At 62.4% G+C, this 15,855-nt stretch carries 17 protein-coding genes; 6 read left to right on the plus strand and 11 right to left on the minus strand.

Annotation, left to right across the window (positions count from 1 at the left end):
- Window positions 1-100 precede the first annotated feature (100 nt).
- From msrA to JHD64_RS00330, 4 genes are all read right to left on the minus strand, one after another.
- On the minus strand, window positions 101-634 hold the full coding sequence (gene msrA, locus JHD64_RS00315) for a peptide-methionine (S)-S-oxide reductase MsrA (RefSeq protein WP_199051888.1): 534 nt from the start codon (window positions 632-634) through the stop codon (window positions 101-103).
- A 55-nt stretch (window positions 635-689) separates the two neighbouring features.
- On the minus strand, window positions 690-1,595 hold the full coding sequence (locus JHD64_RS00320) for a histone deacetylase (RefSeq protein ID WP_199051889.1): 906 nt from the start codon (window positions 1,593-1,595) through the stop codon (window positions 690-692).
- A gap of 11 nt (window positions 1,596-1,606) precedes the next feature.
- Entirely contained in the window at window positions 1,607-1,822 is a 216-nt protein-coding gene (locus tag JHD64_RS00325; RefSeq protein WP_059285140.1) for a DUF1653 domain-containing protein, read from the minus strand.
- Between the two features lie 66 nt (window positions 1,823-1,888).
- Complete coding sequence (locus JHD64_RS00330; protein WP_059285141.1) at window positions 1,889-2,344, minus strand: N-acetyltransferase; 456 nt, start codon at window positions 2,342-2,344, stop codon at window positions 1,889-1,891.
- 60 nt (window positions 2,345-2,404) lie between these two features.
- On the opposite strand from JHD64_RS00330, the gene JHD64_RS00335 reads away from it, so the two are divergent.
- On the plus strand, window positions 2,405-3,352 hold the full coding sequence (locus JHD64_RS00335; protein WP_199051890.1) for a tRNA-dihydrouridine synthase: 948 nt from the start codon (window positions 2,405-2,407) through the stop codon (window positions 3,350-3,352).
- A gap of 606 nt (window positions 3,353-3,958) precedes the next feature.
- Here JHD64_RS00335 and JHD64_RS00340 read toward each other — a convergent pair.
- The 3 genes from JHD64_RS00340 to JHD64_RS00350 all read right to left on the minus strand — a co-directional run bounded on the left by JHD64_RS00340 (window position 3,959) and on the right by JHD64_RS00350 (window position 5,700).
- Window positions 3,959-4,105: a hypothetical protein gene (locus JHD64_RS00340; RefSeq protein WP_170124147.1), complete on the minus strand. Its 147-nt coding sequence runs from the start codon at window positions 4,103-4,105 to the stop codon at window positions 3,959-3,961.
- Window positions 4,106-4,116: 11 nt separating this feature from the next.
- Window positions 4,117-4,557, minus strand: a complete 441-nt coding sequence (locus JHD64_RS00345) for a LexA family protein (protein ID WP_370540919.1) — start codon at window positions 4,555-4,557, stop codon at window positions 4,117-4,119.
- Between the two features lie 342 nt (window positions 4,558-4,899).
- The gene (locus JHD64_RS00350; RefSeq protein ID WP_199051891.1) at window positions 4,900-5,700 is read right to left on the minus strand and encodes a helix-turn-helix transcriptional regulator; all 801 of its coding nucleotides are present in this window, start codon (window positions 5,698-5,700) and stop codon (window positions 4,900-4,902) included.
- Between the two features lie 223 nt (window positions 5,701-5,923).
- On the opposite strand from JHD64_RS00350, the gene JHD64_RS00355 reads away from it, so the two are divergent.
- The 4 genes from JHD64_RS00355 to JHD64_RS00370 all read left to right on the plus strand — a co-directional run bounded on the left by JHD64_RS00355 (window position 5,924) and on the right by JHD64_RS00370 (window position 10,386).
- Complete coding sequence (locus tag JHD64_RS00355; RefSeq protein WP_199051892.1) at window positions 5,924-7,417, plus strand: aldehyde dehydrogenase; 1,494 nt, start codon at window positions 5,924-5,926, stop codon at window positions 7,415-7,417.
- Window positions 7,418-7,444: 27 nt separating this feature from the next.
- Window positions 7,445-8,827, plus strand: coding sequence for an aspartate aminotransferase family protein (locus tag JHD64_RS00360; protein WP_199051893.1), 1,383 nt, complete (start codon window positions 7,445-7,447; stop codon window positions 8,825-8,827).
- A 147-nt stretch (window positions 8,828-8,974) separates the two neighbouring features.
- Window positions 8,975-10,069 carry a polyamine ABC transporter substrate-binding protein gene (locus JHD64_RS00365; protein ID WP_082693314.1) on the plus strand — a complete coding sequence of 365 codons (1,095 nt, stop codon included), beginning with the start codon at window positions 8,975-8,977 and terminating at the stop codon, window positions 10,067-10,069.
- Window positions 10,070-10,218: 149 nt separating this feature from the next.
- Window positions 10,219-10,386 carry a hypothetical protein gene (locus tag JHD64_RS00370; RefSeq protein ID WP_158527667.1) on the plus strand — a complete coding sequence of 56 codons (168 nt, stop codon included), beginning with the start codon at window positions 10,219-10,221 and terminating at the stop codon, window positions 10,384-10,386.
- A 76-nt stretch (window positions 10,387-10,462) separates the two neighbouring features.
- Here the strand turns inward: JHD64_RS00370 and JHD64_RS00375 are convergent, their stop codons facing one another.
- From JHD64_RS00375 to argE, 4 genes are all read right to left on the minus strand, one after another.
- The gene (locus JHD64_RS00375) at window positions 10,463-10,852 is read right to left on the minus strand and encodes a phasin family protein (RefSeq protein ID WP_059285144.1); all 390 of its coding nucleotides are present in this window, start codon (window positions 10,850-10,852) and stop codon (window positions 10,463-10,465) included.
- 201 nt (window positions 10,853-11,053) lie between these two features.
- Window positions 11,054-12,979: a radical SAM protein gene (locus JHD64_RS00380; protein ID WP_233170264.1), complete on the minus strand. Its 1,926-nt coding sequence runs from the start codon at window positions 12,977-12,979 to the stop codon at window positions 11,054-11,056.
- A 90-nt stretch (window positions 12,980-13,069) separates the two neighbouring features.
- Window positions 13,070-13,408, minus strand: a complete 339-nt coding sequence (locus JHD64_RS00385; protein WP_110312854.1) for a thioredoxin family protein — start codon at window positions 13,406-13,408, stop codon at window positions 13,070-13,072.
- 108 nt (window positions 13,409-13,516) lie between these two features.
- On the minus strand, window positions 13,517-14,671 hold the full coding sequence (gene argE / locus JHD64_RS00390; RefSeq protein ID WP_199051894.1) for an acetylornithine deacetylase: 1,155 nt from the start codon (window positions 14,669-14,671) through the stop codon (window positions 13,517-13,519).
- Window positions 14,672-14,816: 145 nt separating this feature from the next.
- On the opposite strand from argE, the gene JHD64_RS00395 reads away from it, so the two are divergent.
- On the plus strand, window positions 14,817-15,719 hold the full coding sequence (locus JHD64_RS00395) for a LysR family transcriptional regulator (RefSeq protein ID WP_199051895.1): 903 nt from the start codon (window positions 14,817-14,819) through the stop codon (window positions 15,717-15,719).
- The last annotated feature ends 136 nt before the right edge of the window (window positions 15,720-15,855 follow it).

A 15,855-nucleotide genomic window follows, 5' to 3' on the forward strand; every position in this document is an offset into this window, starting at 1 on the left:
AAGGGCCGCTTAACGCTAATTTGATCGCGGCCCCTGTCGTGGCGGCCCGGTCTGGCGGCTATGCCGCCAGTGGCCGGTGTCATGCCGGCGCGGGCCTCACTCAGCTATCTTTCAGCCATTGGGCAAACTGCCGGCGCAGCTTCATTTGCTTGGGCAGGATCACCGCCTGGCAATAGGGTTCGTGGCCATGCAGCTCGAAATAGCGCTGATGGTAGTCTTCCGCCGGATAAAAGTGGCTGGCGGCTTCCAGGGTGGTGACGATGGGGGCGGAGAAAATCTGTTGCTGCTCCAGGGTGGCAATGTAGTCGCGGGCCATGCGCTGCTGTTCGGCATCGTAATAGAAAATGGCCGAGCGGTACTGGCTGCCGACATCATGCCCCTGACGATTGAGGGTGGTGGGGTCGTGGGTGGCGAAAAATACCTGCAGCAACTGGCTGAAGCTGATGATCTGCTCATCGAAGTCGATCTGTACGGCCTCGGCGTGGCCGGTCTGGCCGCTGCACACGCTGCGGTAGTCAGGGTTGCTGGTATGGCCGCCGATATAGCCGGATTGCACCTGTCGCACGCCTTGCAAGGCCAGGAAAATGCTTTCGGTACACCAGAAACAGCCGGCGGCCAGTGTGGCTTTGCTCATGATTTGCTCCTGCGATAGTGGGTGGTCATGGTTGGTCGGTCTGGCCGGGTGCTGCTTACATTGCGCCGGCCCGGCTATGGTAATGCCAGGCAAGCTGCACGGTATTGCGCTGAATGGCCACCGTGTCGGCAATATCGTTGGCGTAACCGCCGGCCATGGTGATGGCCAGTGCGGCGCCATGCGCGGCGACCTGTTCCAGCACCAGCCGGTCGCGTTGCTGCAGCCCGGCCATGCTGAGCGCCAGCTTGCCCAGCCGGTCGCCGGCATAGCTGTCCGCCCCCGCCAGATAAAACACCAGCTCGGGCTGCTGCTGCCGCAGCAGTAGCGGCAGATGCTGTTGCAGCAGGCGGAGATAGACTTCGTCGCCGGTGGCGTCGGGCAGGTCGATATCGAGCGAACTGGCCTCCTTGCGGAAGGGGAAATTCTTTGCGCCGTGCATGGAAAAAGTGAATACCCGGGCATCGTCGCGAAAGATGGCAGCGGTGCCATTGCCTTGATGGACATCCAGATCGACCACCAGAATGCGCCGTACCAGCCCTTCTTGCAGCAGCAGCTTCGCGGCGACCGCCACATCGTTGAATACGCAAAAGCCGCTGCCCTTGTCGCGGTAGGCATGGTGGGTGCCGCCAGCCAGGCTGATGCCGCAGCCATGCAGCAAGGCCGAGCGGGCGGCGGCAATGGTGGCACCCACCGAGCGGCAGGAGCGCTCCACCAGCTGTGGCGACCATGGCAGGCCGATTTCACGCCAGGCGCGCGCCGGCAGGCTGCCATCCAGCACCTGGGCGATATAATCGGGGCAGTGCGCCTGCTGCAGCTCCCATGGCGTGGCAGCCGCTGCCGTGTCCAGGCAGTCGGCGGCGAAGCGGGCCACGGCCTCGGTCAGCATCTGGTATTTTTGCGCCGGAAAACGGTGACCGGCAGGCAAGGGCAGGGGGAACTGGTCGGTACGGTATATGTGCATGGGCCACCGGGCTAGAACAGCTTGACCGGGGCAAAGCGTGGCCGGCTTTCCCCTTCGTGGATCACGGTCTCCAGAAACATGCCGGCCGGGCGCATCCACAGTTGATATTCGCCATAGAGTGCGCGGTAAGCCACCATCGGCTCATGCGTTTCCGAATGCAGCCCCAGCCCCAGTACCTCGTACAGATTGCCACGATAGTGGCGATAGATGCCGCGTGGAATGTCCATTGCGTGCTCCTTGCAGTCAAAACGCTCGCCAGCATGGCCGGGTGCGGCCACCAGGTCAACTGCGGGTCAGTTTCCCTTGCCATCCCAGTAGTACACCCGGAAGTCCGTGTCGAGCACGAAGCCATTGCGCTCATACAGCCTTTGCGCCTTGCTGTTGTCATGGGCGGTTTGCAGCATGATGTCGCCGCCGCCCAGCTTCAGCACATGCGCCTGGCACACTTGCAGCAATTGCTTGCTGACGCCGCTGCCGCGGTATTCCGGCGCAACATAGAGATCGTGCAGCAGCCAGCTGGGCTTGAGCGTCAGCGAATTGAATCCGGGGTACATCAGGGCAAAACCCACCGCGACACCGGCATCTTCGGCCAGCCACAAGCGTGCCTCATGCTGGCTCAGGCGGGCTTCGAGAAAGGCCAGGCAATCGGCAGCGGCCTGCTCGACATGATAAAAGGCCAGATAGGCCTGAAACAGCGGCAGGCAGCTGGCGGCCTGGTGTGGTGCGACGGGGGAGATCTTCAAGGTCATGCATTCGCTCCGGGGCAATGATTCCGTTACAATAGCGCCCTTTTTTCAGCAGGTTAAGCCATGAATCTGATGCTGGCGCCGATGGAGGGTCTGGTCGACCCCATCATGCGGGATGTACTGACCCGTCTGGGCGGTATCGACTTGTGCGTAACCGAGTTTGTCCGTGTCACCAATGTGCTGCTGCCGACGCGGACTTTCCATCGGCTGGCGCCCGAATTGCTGCATGGAGGCAAGACGCGGGCCGGCACCACGGTGCGGGTGCAGCTATTGGGGTCCGACCCGGCATGCCTGGCTGAAAATGCCGCCAAGGTGGCGGGCCTTGGTGCGCCTGGAGTCGACCTGAACTTCGGTTGCCCGGCACCGACGGTCAACCGCCATCGAGGTGGTGCGGTATTGCTGACCGAGCCGGAGCTGCTGTACCGCATTGTCAGCCAGGTAAGGGCAGCTGTGCCGGAAGCCATTCCGGTCACCGCGAAGATGCGGCTGGGCTACGAAGACAAGAGTCTGGCGCTGGAGTGTGCCCAGGCGCTGGCCAGCGCTGGCGCCGCCGAGCTGGTGGTGCATGCCAGGACCAAGCTGGAAGGCTACAAGCCGCCCGCACACTGGGACTGGATTGCCCGTATCCGCGAACATGTCACGGTGCCGGTCATTGCCAATGGCGAGGTGTGGACCGTGGCCGACTATCATGCCATTCGTGCGCAGAGCGGCTGTGAGCGTGTCATGATCGGGCGCGGCCTGATTGCGGCTCCCGATCTGGCACGGCGTATCGCCAGCGACCAGTCGGCCACCCCCATGGCCTGGTCCGTGCTGATGGAATGGTTGCTCGACTTCTATCAGCAATGCGTGGCAGAGGCGGGTGAGTCGCGCTATCCGCCGGCCCGGCTCAAGCAGTGGCTGGGGCAGCTGAAGAAAACCTATCCCGAGGCGGCCGCTTTTTTTGAGCGGATACGGCGCGAAACTTCTGCTGAGAATCTTCTTAAGATCATGCAGGATATGTCTGCTAAGTAAATTCACCCATAGTCAATGCCATGGGCAAAGCGATACGATGATTCTGTGCTTGGTTCTTGGTATGGATCCAGGCGCTGTATGACCGGATGCCCTCAGCTTCCGGTCCTTACACTTCCCCGATACCCTGTTAATCCCTCCCCTTGTGGGAGGGCTTTTTTATGGTTCCTCCCGCTTCGCTTCCCTCGGCGCAGCTTGCCAGGGCTGCCATGCTGGCATGGCCCCAGCCTTGATCCTGCCTTGTTTCAGCGATTTCTCACTAAATTTCTCACCATGCCCTGTGGCGGATCAGCGCGGCAGGGGCAGTTGCCGCAGCCTAACAGCAGCAGACCCTGCAAGGATGGCCGCCTGCTACGCTGGCGCATGATGTGCCAGGCAGTGTGGCGCGGGTTTGTTGGCGGGGTGGACGTCTGGCGTGGTGCAGGCTGGCCGGCGGGCAGGCTCGGGCCGTGGTGATGCTGGGTGCCAGTGCTGCGCTTGGCCGGACCGGGTCTGGATTGCCGGCTGCTGCTCGCACTGGCCCCGCGTGTTGCTCAGGCCGGGCGTTCGCAGCGGAACCGGCAGGGCGCCGGTTCGCTGGAGGTGTGCCGATGGCGGTACGCCATGGCTTCAGACAAATTGCACCGGAACAAAGTAGCTGCGACCGGTACGGGACACCAGCACTTGTGGCTGGCCGGCGCGCACTTCGCGAAAGGCGCGCGGCAGGCGACGCCAGTCCATGAACTTCATCTTGATCAGGCTTTCATCGATTTGCATCTTGCTCTCCTTTACGAGACCGGATGGATGACATTGGTCACCACACCCCAGATAAACAGCGCCGCTTCTTCCGGCACCTCAATCGGCGCGTAGGCCGGGTTTTCCGGCATCAGAAACAGCCCGCTCGCCGTTTTCTCCAGCCGTTTCACCGTCAGTTCGCCATTGATGACGGCTACCACCACCTTGCCGCTGCGCGCCTGCAAGGAGCGGTCGACAATCAGCAGGTCGCCATCGTGAATGCCTGCATTGATCATGGAGTCGCCCTTGACCGTCACCATGAAGGTGCTGGCCGGGTGGCTGACCAGGTGGGCGTTCAGATCGATGTCGGCTTCCTTCAGGTCATCCGCCGCCACCGGCGAACCGGCCGGCACCCGGCTGGCGAACAGGGGCAGCGACAGCTGGCTGAGGGTGTCGGACAGGGTGCGGATATCCTGCGTGTCCGCCGTTTTCACCGAGCGCAGCTGGCGGTATTCCGCCAGCCAGTCTTCCAGCAGGGGGCGCAGTGGTTCCGGCACCCGCATGGCCACGGTCTTGTCGCCACCGAATGCGGATTTGCGTCCTGCGCCATCGCGTTTACCACCTTGGGCCATGCCGGCTTCCTTTGCTGTTGCTGTGATATTGATTGTGTACAAATTCAAATTGCTTGGCAACCAGCATCGGGGAAATGTCCTGTTTTGCGGCTCCGGACTGTGGCATTCCTGTCGCATGCCACGCTGCCGGGACAGAAAAACCGTTGCATGACAAGGCTTTGGCGCGGGGCGGGCTGGGGCGGCAAGGCGCTGCCGCTACCCGTGTCAATCTGCTGCGGCCGCGCTGGGAGCGGAAAACAGCAGAAACAGGCCAGCCTGATTGCTGACGCCCAGCTTGGCGTAGAGATTGCGCCGGTGCACCTTGGCGGTATCCAGCGAGATGCCCAGCTCGCGCGCCACGGCCTTGGTGGAGTGGCCGGCCAGCACCAGCAGGGCGACTTGCACTTCGCGTTCGGTGAGGTGCGGCTCACCACGCTGGCGCAGTGCATCTTCCAGCCGCAGCTGGCGCTCGGCCGGATTGTGGCGCAGCTGCTCGGTCAGATAGGCATCCAGCCGCATGGCCTTGCCCATCATGGGCAACAGCCAGGGGCTGAACAGCTGGCAGGCACCGATTTCGACATCGGTAAAGCGCCGGCGACTGCCCAGCGACAAGGACAGCACGCCCTGACCGGGTATGGGCAGCAGGAATTGCAGTTCGTCAGCCCCGACATTGCGGCTGAAGTACTGGCGGAAATACTCGGTGTCACGGAATGAATCGGGTGCCACATGATCCAGCCGGTACAGGCCGCTGGCCGGCTGCTGCTGGCTGAAGGCATAGAAGGGATCGATGCGGTAGAGCTGGGCGCGGTAGTCGGCAAACAGGTCGGCAGCGGCCAGATTGGCAGCGTGATCGGCCAGGATGTGCGGTGCCTGTTCCGGCTGAAACAGCAGGACCACCCAGGTATCGAAGGTGATGACATCGGCCAGCAGCCGTGCCAGGGCTGGCCAGAAACCGGGTTCACCCAGTTTTTCCATCAATCGGCCCAGCCTTTGGTGAAAGGCCAGGTCTGCCACTGCAAGCTGCATGTTCTTTCCTTTGTTGTCGCCGTTCATGGCTGCGCATGGCCCGCCATGATGCCGCAAGCCGGCTTGTTCCTCGCTACCCCGGCGGGGTTAGCCGGCTAACCCATCAAGGCTATGTTGCTGCTGCCGGTGGCTGCCTAGACTGGCCGGCAATGAGTAGCAAGCCTGCCAGCGGCCATCGGCCTGTTCCGGCGCAGGGCTTGCACCCCGACAGGAGAGTAGCACGATGCATGCACGAGATACCGCTTTCTGGACTGCCTGCGCTGCCGCCTTGCGCCCGGCCAGCCAGGCTTATATCGATGGCCGGTTGCAGGATGCACGGGACGGCCGCCAGTTTGCCAGCAGCTGCCCGCACACCGGCCAGACACTGGCCATGGTGGCGCGCTGCGACCGGGCGGATGTCGATGCCGCGGTAGCCGCAGCCCGTCGCAGTTTCGATGCCGGCCACTGGTCGCGCTGCCATCCGCGTGAGCGCAAGGTGGTGCTGCAAAAGCTGGCGCAACTGCTGCGTGACAATGCCGACGAGCTGGCCTTGCTCGATTGCCTGGACATGGGCAAACCGATCTCGGATGCGCTGAATATTGATGTCCCGGCTACCGCGGCGCTGTTCGACTGGTATGCCGAAGCCTGCGACAAGCTGTACGACGAAGTAGCTCCCACCGGGCCGGATGCGCTGGCGCTGGTGACGCGCGAACCGGTGGGCGTGGTGGCGGCGGTGATTCCGTGGAACTTCCCGCTGGACATGGCGGCGTGGAAGGTGGCGCCGGCGCTGGCCGCCGGCAATAGCGTGCTGCTGAAGCCGGCCGAGCAGTCGCCCTTGTCGGCCATCCGGCTGGCGCAACTGGCCAGCGAGGCCGGCCTGCCCGATGGCGTGCTGAATGTGCTGCCTGGCTATGGCGAAGAAGCCGGGCAGGCGCTGGGCCTGCATCCGGATATCGATTGCCTGTCGTTTACCGGCAGCACGGAAATCGGCAAGCGTTTTCTGGCGTATTCGGCCGCTTCCAATATGAAGATGGTGTGGCTGGAGTGCGGTGGCAAAAGTCCCAATCTGGTGTTTGCCGACTGTGCCGATCTGGATGCGGCGGCGCGCAAGGCAGCCTTCGGCATTTATTTCAATCAGGGGCAGGTGTGCTCCGCCAGTTCGCGTTTGCTGGTCGAATCCAGCATTCACGACTGTTTTGTCGAAAAACTGTTGGTCGAGATGGCGTCGTTCCAGCCGGGCAATCCGCTGGACCCGGCCACCCGGCAGGGGACGCTGGTGGATGCCGGCCATACCGCACGGGTGCAGGGTTTTATTGCCAGCGGTCTGCAACAAGGTGCCAGCCTGCTGGCTGGCGGCGAGCGCCTGCGCATAGGCCATAGCGATTGCTATCTGCAACCCACCCTGTTTACCGGTGTGACCCCGGACATGCGCATTGCCCGCGAGGAAATCTTCGGCCCGGTGCTGTCGGTGCTGCGGTTTGACAGCGAGGCCGAGGCCATCGCCCTGGCCAATGACAGCATCTATGGCCTGGCCGCGGCGGTTTGGACCGACCAGCTGCGCCGCGCCCACCGCGTGGCCCGCGCCCTGCGCGCCGGTACGGTATCGGTGAATACCGTGGATGCGCTGGATGCCGGCGTACCGTTTGGCGGCTGCAAGCAGTCCGGCTTTGGCCGCGACCTGTCGCTGCATGCGCTGGACAAGTTCAGCCAGCTCAAGACCACCTGGATCAGCCTGTAAGCCGGCGCAGCCGGCATGGAGACCTCAATGAAAAATACCCAACCCGTTCGCAGTACCGCCGAATACCAGGCGATGGATGCCGCCCACCATATTCATGCCTTTCTCGACCAGAAAGCCTTGAACGAGGAGGGCGCCCGCGTCATTACCCGTGGCGAAGGACTGTATGTGTGGGATAACGAGGGCAAGCAGTATCTGGACGGCATGTCCGGCCTGTGGTGTACCAATGTCGGTTATGGCCGGCCAGAGCTGATCGATGCTGCCACCCGTCAGCTGAAGGAACTCAGTTACTACAATATGTTTTTCCACACCACCCATCCGGCCGTGGTGGAATTGTCAGAGCGGCTGTTTTCCCTGCTGCCCGGCAGCTATAGCCATGTGATTTATACCAATTCCGGCTCCGAGGCCAATGAGGTGCTGATCCGCACCGTGCGCCGCTTCTGGGATGTGATGGGCCAGCCGGACAAGAAAATCTTCATCGGCCGCCACAATGGTTATCACGGCTCCACCGTCGGTAGCGCCTCGCTCGGTGGCATGGCCTTCATGCACGAGATGGGTAATCTGCCGATACCGGGGGTAGAGCATATTGCCGAGCCTTACTGGTATGCCCATGGCGGCAAGCTGAGCCCGGCCGAGTTTGGCCTGAAATGCGCGCAGGAACTGGAGGCGAAAATCCTGCAACTGGGGGCGGACAAGGTGGCGGCTTTTGTCGCCGAACCCTTCCAGGGCGCGGGCGGGATGATTTTCCCACCGGAAAGCTACTGGCCGGAAATCCAGCGTATCTGCCGCCAGTACGATGTGCTGCTGTGCGCCGACGAGGTGATTGGCGGTTTTGGCCGTACCGGCGAATGGTTTGCCCACCAGCATTTCGACTTCCAGCCCGACACGCTGAGCATCGCCAAGGGCCTGACTTCCGGCTACATCCCCATGGGCGGGCTGGTGCTGTCGCGGCGCATGGCCGAGGCGCTGATCGCCAAGGGCGGGGTGTTTGCCCACGGTCTGACCTATTCCGGCCACCCGGTGGCCGCCGCGGTGGCGCTGGCCAATCTGGATGTGCTGCAGGGCGAGGGCATGGTGCAGGCGGTCAAGCAGGATACCGGACCCTATCTGCAAGCCTGTTTGCGTGAGGTATTTGCCGACCACCCGCTGGTGGGCGACATCCAGGGCACGGGCATGGTGGCGGCCCTGCAGCTGTGCGAAGACAAGGCCAGCCGCCAGCTGTTTGCCAACGAAGACGACATCGGCTGGCGCTGCCGTACTCATGGCTTTGACGAGGGGCTGATCATCCGCTCCACCCATGGCCGCATGATCATGGCGCCCGCGCTGGCCATTACCCGCAGCCAGATCGACGAGCTGGTTGGCAAGACCCGCCGCGCGGTGGACCGCACCGCACAGGAGCTGGGTCTGTTGTAAACAGCGGGCGGCAGCTGCCGCCCTGCTGGTCCCTGACAAACGGCCGTTCAGAGCCGGCATGACTCATTCCCAGTTACGCCATTTACCCCGCAGTCCTGCCATGCGCCGGTCTGCGGATTTCGTCACAGGATTATCGGGAGTCCCATCATGAGCCGTAAACCCACCATGCGCCTGCTATTGTCCGGCGCGGCACTCTGTCTCGGCCTGACCGCACAGGCAGCCGAGCTGCATGTGTACAACTGGTCCGATTACATCGGTGAGCAGACCATCAGCAGCTTCGAGAAACAGACCGGCATCAAGGTGAAATACGATGTCTACGACAGTGACGACACCTTGCAAGCCAAGCTGCTGACCGGCAAGGCGGGCTACGATATCGTGGTGCCCACCTCCAATTACATGGCCCGTCAGGCGGCAGCCGGCATCTATCTGCCGCTGAACAAGGCCGAGCTACCCAATCTGGCCAATCTGGACCCGCAGCTGCTGAAGATGGTGGCCACGGCCGATCCGGGCAATAAATACGGCGTGCCCTATGCCTGGTTTACCGATGGCCTGGGCCTGAACCTGAACAAGGTCAAGGCGGCGCTGGGCAATGAAGTGGCGCTGGATAGCTGGGATGTGCTGTTCGAGCCGGCCAAGCTGAGCAAGCTCAAGGGCTGTGGCGTATCCATGCTGGATCAGGCCAGTGACGTGTTTGCCATCACCCTGCATTACCTGCACAAGGACCCCAACAGCAAGAACCCGGCCGATTATCAGGCGGCGTTTGAAACCCTGAAGAAGATCCGCCCCTATATCACCCAGTTCAACTCTTCCGGCTATATCAATGATCTGGCCAATGGCGATATCTGCTTTGCCGTGGGCTGGTCCGGCGACATCGGCATTGCCCGCCGTCGTGCGGCGGATGCCGGCAAGCACTACCAGATCAGCTATGTCATTCCCAAAAGCGGGGCACCGTTTTCCGTCGACATGATGGCCATTCCCAAGGATGCGCCCAATCCGGCCGCAGCCCATCAGTGGATCAACCACATCCTGCAGCCGGATGTGGCAGCCGGCATCACCAACAAGGTGTTCTACCCCACGCCCAATCTGCCGGCACGCAAGCTGGTGCAAGCGGCCATTGCCAGCGATGGCGGTATTTATCCGCCGCCGGCGGTGATGCAGACGCTGTTCCTGTTGCAGCCCTTGCCCAGCGATATCCTGCGCTTGCAGAACCGGCTGTGGACACAGCTCAAGACCGGGCGTTGAGCCGGCTACACAGGCGCTCGTGGGTGGCATGTTCAGCGTGGGCGTTGAAACGGCGGCCTACTCAGGGTAGTCTCTGCCCCTTGCCGGCCATCGTGGCCGGGCGGCCCGTCCTGCCACGGTGGCGCGGACGGGTTTATCCGGGGAAGACAATGCGAGTACAGGCGAATCCGGCCGATATCGGTCGTTGTGGTTGTGGGCGACGTGATTATTGCGATGGCAGCCATGGTCTGAGTGAAGAACAATGGCAGGCCAGGCTGGCCGAAGAGCAAAAACAGGCCGAGCAGCTGGCGGAGCAGGCTGATTTCGGCGACGACTGAGCACACAGGCGGCCCATGTCAAACAGCCCGCACATCCTGATGGATGTGCGGGCTGTTTGTTTGAGGATGGCAGGGTTTATTTTTTCTTGTCTGCCGTTTCCGTTGGCTGGAGATAGGCCGCCATGCCCTGCAAGGAGTGCTGCATGCTGCCCAGGTGCTCCAGCGCCAGGCCTTGCAGGTCTTCCTGGGCCTTGGTCAGGATGCCGCAGAACTCGCCGGAACATTCCATGGCCTGGTTGGCGTTTTCCTTGGCGATGCTGCTGATCTGGTTGAGTGCTTCTTGCGGGCTGCCGGCCTGGCTAAGGGCTTGCAGCGATTTGGCATAGTTGTCCAGCTGGCTGCGGCTGGTGCTGATCTGGAAATTCATCAATTGCTCGACATTGTTCATCGAAACCTGCAGGAACTTCAGGGTGATGTCGAGGCTGGGTTGCTGCGGGAAGCGGGCATTCTTCGGGCTGGATGACATGGGGGTTCTCCTGGGCTGGCGCAGCGCATGGAAAATCAAGAAGATGATTTCCAGGTTTGGGCTGCATCGGTTTTGAGCGCCGCGTCAGCTAATCGTTCAGTGTGCCGGGCGAGCTAAGCAGCTGCCGGGCTGGCCAAGCCCGGCAGATACTGGCCATGCCGGCGGACAACCCGGCCTTTGTAATGGTATCGATGCGGCTGTTCAAGCCAGCGCACGGGCGATGAACTGGCGCGGCACGCGGGTTTTCGGCACCCGGCCGGCAAACCAGCTGCGCACATCTTCCTCCAGACCGATGCCATGCATGTAGTTGTACAGCGCCTTGTTAAGCGCCTTGCCCATGGCGTCGTGGTCGGTGCCGGTGGGGTCGATGAAGCCGACATCGTTCTTGGCAAAGCTGACCGGCGGCAGCGGGCGCAGGCTGACGCCGTATTCTTCCGGGTTCTGACCCACCGGCGAGTGCACGGTGCAAGCAAAGCGGTGGAAGAAGCCGGACTGGATGCAGCCGGTATCAAACAGCTGGCGTACGTATTCCAGCGCATCCACCGTGTCCTGCACGGTCTGGGTGGGGAAGCCGTACATCAGGTAGGCATGCACCAGCACCCCGGCTTCGGTAAAACTTTGCGTGACCCGCGCCACCTGTTCCACCGACACGCCTTTTTTCATCAGCTTGAGCAGGCGGTCCGAGGCCACTTCCAGCCCGCCGGAAATGGCAATGCAGCCGCTTTCCGCCAGTAGCTGGCACAGCTCCGGGGTAAAGGATTTCTCGAAGCGGATATTGCCCCACCAGGAAATGGACACATTGCGCCGCAGCAGTTCTTCGGCCAGCGCGCGCAGCATCTTGGGCGGTGCGGCCTCGTCGACAAAGTGAAAACCGGTCTGCCCGGTTTCGGCAATGATGGCTTCGATACGGTCCACCAGCGTGCTGGCCGAAGCAGTTTCGTAGCGTGAGATGTAGTCCAGCGTCACGTCACAAAAACTGCATTTTTTCCAGTAGCAGCCATGGGCCACCGTCAGCTTGTTCCAGCGCCCGTCGCTCCATAGCCGGTGCATGGGGTTGAGCATGTCGAGCAAGGACAGGTAGCGGTCGATGGGCAGGCCGTCCCAGGTTGGGGTGCCGACTTCCTCGAAGGGGATGTCGGCTTCCATCATATTGATGTAACGGACCTCGCCATTTTCGCGTACAAAAGTGCGCACCAGGCGCGAGGCCGAGCGTTTGCCCTGCAGGTGTTCCAGCAGCGCCAGCAGCGGCTTTTCACCATCATCCAGGGTGATGAAGTCAAAGTAATCGAATACCCGTGGCTCTTTCAGTTCGCGCAGCTCGGTATTGACGAAACCGCCGCCCAGCACGGTGCGGATGGCCGGCCAGCGCGCCTTGATGGTCTGGGCAATGCGGAAGGCGGCATACACCGAACCGGGGAAGGGCACCGACAACAGCACGATGTCCGGCTGATGGCGGGCAATGGCTTCTTCCACCAGTTGTTGCAGGGTGTCGTCCACCAGCGTGGGTTTGCCGGCCAGCGCGCGGGCCAGCGGGTCGAAGGTGGGCTGGCTCATGGCCAGTGATTCGGCATAGCGCACGAATTCAAAACGCTCGTCCACCGCCTCGCGCAGCACATCGGCGATGTCATTCAGATAGAGCGTGGCCAGATGGCGGGCGCGGTCCTGCTGGCCCAGTGCGCCAAAGGCCCAGGCCAGCGGGTCGCCACCGTAAGGATCGTCCGGGTCGACATACACTTCCAGCGCGGCAAAGCGTTCGCCTTCCGGCAGAAAGTTGCGGCCGCAGATGCGATGGGCCACGGTGGAGTCACGCCCTTGCAAAAAGGCGATCACCGGGCCGATGGTGGCCAGGTAACGCTCGAACTGGCCGACAAAGCCATGCAGCTGGGCGCTGCGCTTTTTCGGCGGAATGGCGTCAATCTGCTGCCGTACTGCCTGCAGGCCGGAAGCCGAGAACAGCCGCAACACCAGTTGCAGTGCCAGATCTTCCTGAAAGGCGGTGATCTGGCGCGAGCGCAAAAAGCCGGTGATATAGGCGGTGGAGGGGTAGGGCGTATTCAGCTGCGTCATCGGCGGGATGAGCGACAGGATACGGGGGGAGCGTGGCGGCTCGGCGTGAGTGAACTGCATGACATCCATTTCCTGCGGCGGCGGACAGGCCGCTGCCGTGTACTGCCCGCCGTGCACTAAGCACGCGGGCCAAATCATCAATATAGTGCTTCAGCTATTTGCTGTGGCCTGATCCAGCAACTGGCGAATGGCGGCGGCATTATCCGGTCGCACCAGCCGGCCGGCCTCCTGCCCATCCCGCAGCAGGATGAGGGTGGGCCAGAGCTTGACGGCAAAGGTGCGGCCCAGCCGGCGGCCTTTGCCGTCTTCAATCTTGCGATGGGCGAGCTGCGGATGCGCCTGCATGGCAGCGGCCAGCAGCGGCTGGGCCGCCTGGCAGTGCGCACACCAGGGGGCGCCGAATTCCAGCAATAACCAGCCACGCTCACTGGCCAGCTGCTCGGCTGTCGCTTCCTGATCCTGCGGGGTGAATGTGCTGTTGAAGGCCATGGCCGGCTCCTGTCTGCAAAGGCAGCAGGAGGATACCATTCCTGAGGCGGATCGGCCCGGCTTCCTTGTGCGCGGCGCCGGGCCGGTTGCGGCGTTTGTGCGACAGCCTCAGTGCTGCAGCTGCGCCGTCAGCCGTGACAGAAAACTGTCGCAGGCGGCCAGCTGGTCCAGCGCCAGCCATTCGTCCGGCTGGTGGGCCTGGGCAATGTCGCCGGGGCCGCACACTACAGTGGGAATGCCGCAGCGTTCGCTGAACAAGCCGGCCTCGGTGCCAAAGGCGATCTTGCGCGGCGGTGTGCTGTCTTGCAGCAAGCCTTGCACAAAGCGCACCACCGCGGCGTCCGGCGGTGTAAGCAGGCCGGGGTAGCTGGTTTTTTCCGTGAAGCTGAAGCCACAGGCGGGGTCAACTGCCTGCATTTCCGGCTGCAATACCTGGGTGGCGTGCTGACGGATGGCATCCAGCAGTGGCTGAGGGGCATCGGCTGGCAAGTGGCGGATTTCAAAATCGAAATGACAGCTGGCCGGGATGATGTTGAGGGCAGTGCCGCCCTGCATGGTGCCAACATGCAGTGTGCTGTAAGGCACCTCATACAAGGGGTCGAACGGCCCGTGCTGGCGACGCTGGCGGGCGAGGCTGCGGATGAAGCTGACCAGCTCGGCGGCATACTCCACTGCATTGACCCCGGCTGCTGGATTGCTGGAGTGGCCTTCATGGCCGTGGGCGGTGACCCGCCAGGCGGTCTTGCCCTTGTGTTCGGCCACCAGCTGCATGCGGGTGGGCTCGCCGATAATGCCCATGGCCGGCAATACCGGCAGGCCGCCCAGCACTTCCAGCAGGCGGCGCACACCGATGCAGCCGATTTCCTCGTCATAGGTGAAAGCCAGGTGCAGCGGGGTATGCAGCGGGCTGCGTGCCAGCTGCGGCACCTGCGCCAGCACGCTGGCAATAAAGCCTTTCATGTCGGCGGTACCGCGGCCATAGGCCCGCTCATCGCGGATGTCCAATGCAAACGGATTGCTGTGCCAGTGCTGGCCATCTACCGGCACCACATCGGTATGGCCGGCCAGCATCACGCCGGGACGGTCGGTGGGGCCGATGGTGGCGTACAGATTGGCCTTGCTGCCGTCTTCGTTTTCCACGATCCGGCTGTTTACGCCAAAACCGGCCAGGTAGTTTTTGACAAAGCGGATCAGTTGCAGATTGCTCAGTCGGCTGGTGGTATCGAAACCGACCAGGGTTTGCAGCAGGGTGAGGGATTCCATTGAAGTTCTTTCCGTAGCGGCCGGGGTGATGCCGAATGGTGCCGGCTGTGCAGTGGCCGGAGCAGTCTGGTTGACAAGACGAGTGTAGGTGCTCACAGTTGATATCGAAAATATTATTATTTTTCCAATTGGATCGATAAATATTATGCAATACACCCTGCGGCAATTGGCTTATCTGGTGGCGGTGGCCGACCACGGCAGTGTGACAGCGGCTGCCAATGCCTTGTACACCTCGCAGCCCGGCATTTCCAGCGCCATTGCCCAGCTGGAGGCACAGTTCGGCCTGCAGTTCTTTATCCGCCACCATGCCAAGGGCGTGTCGCTGACGCCGGCCGGGCAGAGCTTTGTCGCGGCGGCGCGCAATCTGCTGGCGCATGCCGAGGACCTGAGCCAGCACGCCAGTGCGCTCAGTCAGTCCTTGCAGGGCAATCTGGAGCTGGGGTGTTTCACCACCATTGCGCCGATTTTCCTGCCGCGCCTGCTGGCGGCCATGCGTGAAGATTATCCCGATATTTCGGTGCGGCTGCACGAAGGCGATACCGAGCAGCTGCAGCAAGCCCTGCTGAGCGGCCAGACCGAGCTGGCCTTGCTGTACGACCTGGATCTGGCGCCCAGCCTGTACCGGCAGACGCTGCAGACCGTGCTGCCCTATGTCTTGCTGCCGGCGGATCACCCGCTGGCGGGGCAGGCGGCGGTTTCGCTGCAGGATCTCGCCCCCTTGCCCATGGTGTTGCTGGACCTGCCGCATAGCCGCGAGTATTTCCTGTCGGTATTCCGGCTGCAGGGGCTGGAGGCGCGGGTGCGCCACAAGACTGTCAATTTCGAACTGGTACGTGGACTGGTGGCGGCTGGCAACGGCTATGCCTTGCTGAACCTGCGCCCGCGCACGCCACAGAGCTATGCCGGCGACCAGCTGGTGTGCCTGCCGATCGCCGAGGAGGTACCGGCCTTGAACATCGTGCTGGCCTGGCCGCAGGAGTTGCGCCTCACACGGCGCGCCGAGGCCTTTGTCACCCTGTGCGAGCGCAATATCAGCCGCCTGGGCTGAGTCAGGCCGCACGACGCTCCCTGCATCGTAAAAATCGATGCAGTTCACACGGTAAAGCTATTTTACCTATTGCCGGACTTGTCCCTAGAGTAAGTCACGCAGCCGCCCACCTGGCTGCGCAACTTCCAGGGGATAG

It is taken from the genome of Aquitalea sp. ASV15, from assembly GCF_016429115.1.
In the GTDB taxonomy this organism is placed as follows: Bacteria; Pseudomonadota; Gammaproteobacteria; order Burkholderiales; family Chromobacteriaceae; genus Aquitalea; species Aquitalea magnusonii.

Bases quoted from the DNA above. Each gene is read 5' to 3' on its own strand.
- msrA (WP_199051888.1), bottom strand. From the start codon at position 634: ATGAGCAAAGCCACACTGGCCGCCGGCTGTTTCTGGTGTACCGAAAGC.
- JHD64_RS00320 (WP_199051889.1), bottom strand. From the start codon at position 1,595: ATGCACATATACCGTACCGACCAGTTCCCCCTGCCCTTGCCTGCCGGT.
- JHD64_RS00325 (WP_059285140.1), bottom strand. From the start codon at position 1,822: ATGGACATTCCACGCGGCATCTATCGCCACTATCGTGGCAATCTGTAC.
- JHD64_RS00330 (WP_059285141.1), bottom strand. From the start codon at position 2,344: ATGACCTTGAAGATCTCCCCCGTCGCACCACACCAGGCCGCCAGCTGC.
- JHD64_RS00335 (WP_199051890.1), top strand. From the start codon at position 2,405: ATGAATCTGATGCTGGCGCCGATGGAGGGTCTGGTCGACCCCATCATG.
- JHD64_RS00340 (WP_170124147.1), bottom strand. From the start codon at position 4,105: ATGCAAATCGATGAAAGCCTGATCAAGATGAAGTTCATGGACTGGCGT.
- JHD64_RS00350 (WP_199051891.1), bottom strand. From the start codon at position 5,700: ATGCAGCTTGCAGTGGCAGACCTGGCCTTTCACCAAAGGCTGGGCCGA.
- JHD64_RS00355 (WP_199051892.1), top strand. From the start codon at position 5,924: ATGCATGCACGAGATACCGCTTTCTGGACTGCCTGCGCTGCCGCCTTG.
- JHD64_RS00360 (WP_199051893.1), top strand. From the start codon at position 7,445: ATGAAAAATACCCAACCCGTTCGCAGTACCGCCGAATACCAGGCGATG.
- JHD64_RS00365 (WP_082693314.1), top strand. From the start codon at position 8,975: ATGAGCCGTAAACCCACCATGCGCCTGCTATTGTCCGGCGCGGCACTC.
- JHD64_RS00370 (WP_158527667.1), top strand. From the start codon at position 10,219: ATGCGAGTACAGGCGAATCCGGCCGATATCGGTCGTTGTGGTTGTGGG.
- JHD64_RS00375 (WP_059285144.1), bottom strand. From the start codon at position 10,852: ATGTCATCCAGCCCGAAGAATGCCCGCTTCCCGCAGCAACCCAGCCTC.
- JHD64_RS00380 (WP_233170264.1), bottom strand. From the start codon at position 12,979: ATGCAGTTCACTCACGCCGAGCCGCCACGCTCCCCCCGTATCCTGTCG.
- JHD64_RS00385 (WP_110312854.1), bottom strand. From the start codon at position 13,408: ATGGCCTTCAACAGCACATTCACCCCGCAGGATCAGGAAGCGACAGCC.
- argE (WP_199051894.1), bottom strand. From the start codon at position 14,671: ATGGAATCCCTCACCCTGCTGCAAACCCTGGTCGGTTTCGATACCACC.
- JHD64_RS00395 (WP_199051895.1), top strand. From the start codon at position 14,817: ATGCAATACACCCTGCGGCAATTGGCTTATCTGGTGGCGGTGGCCGAC.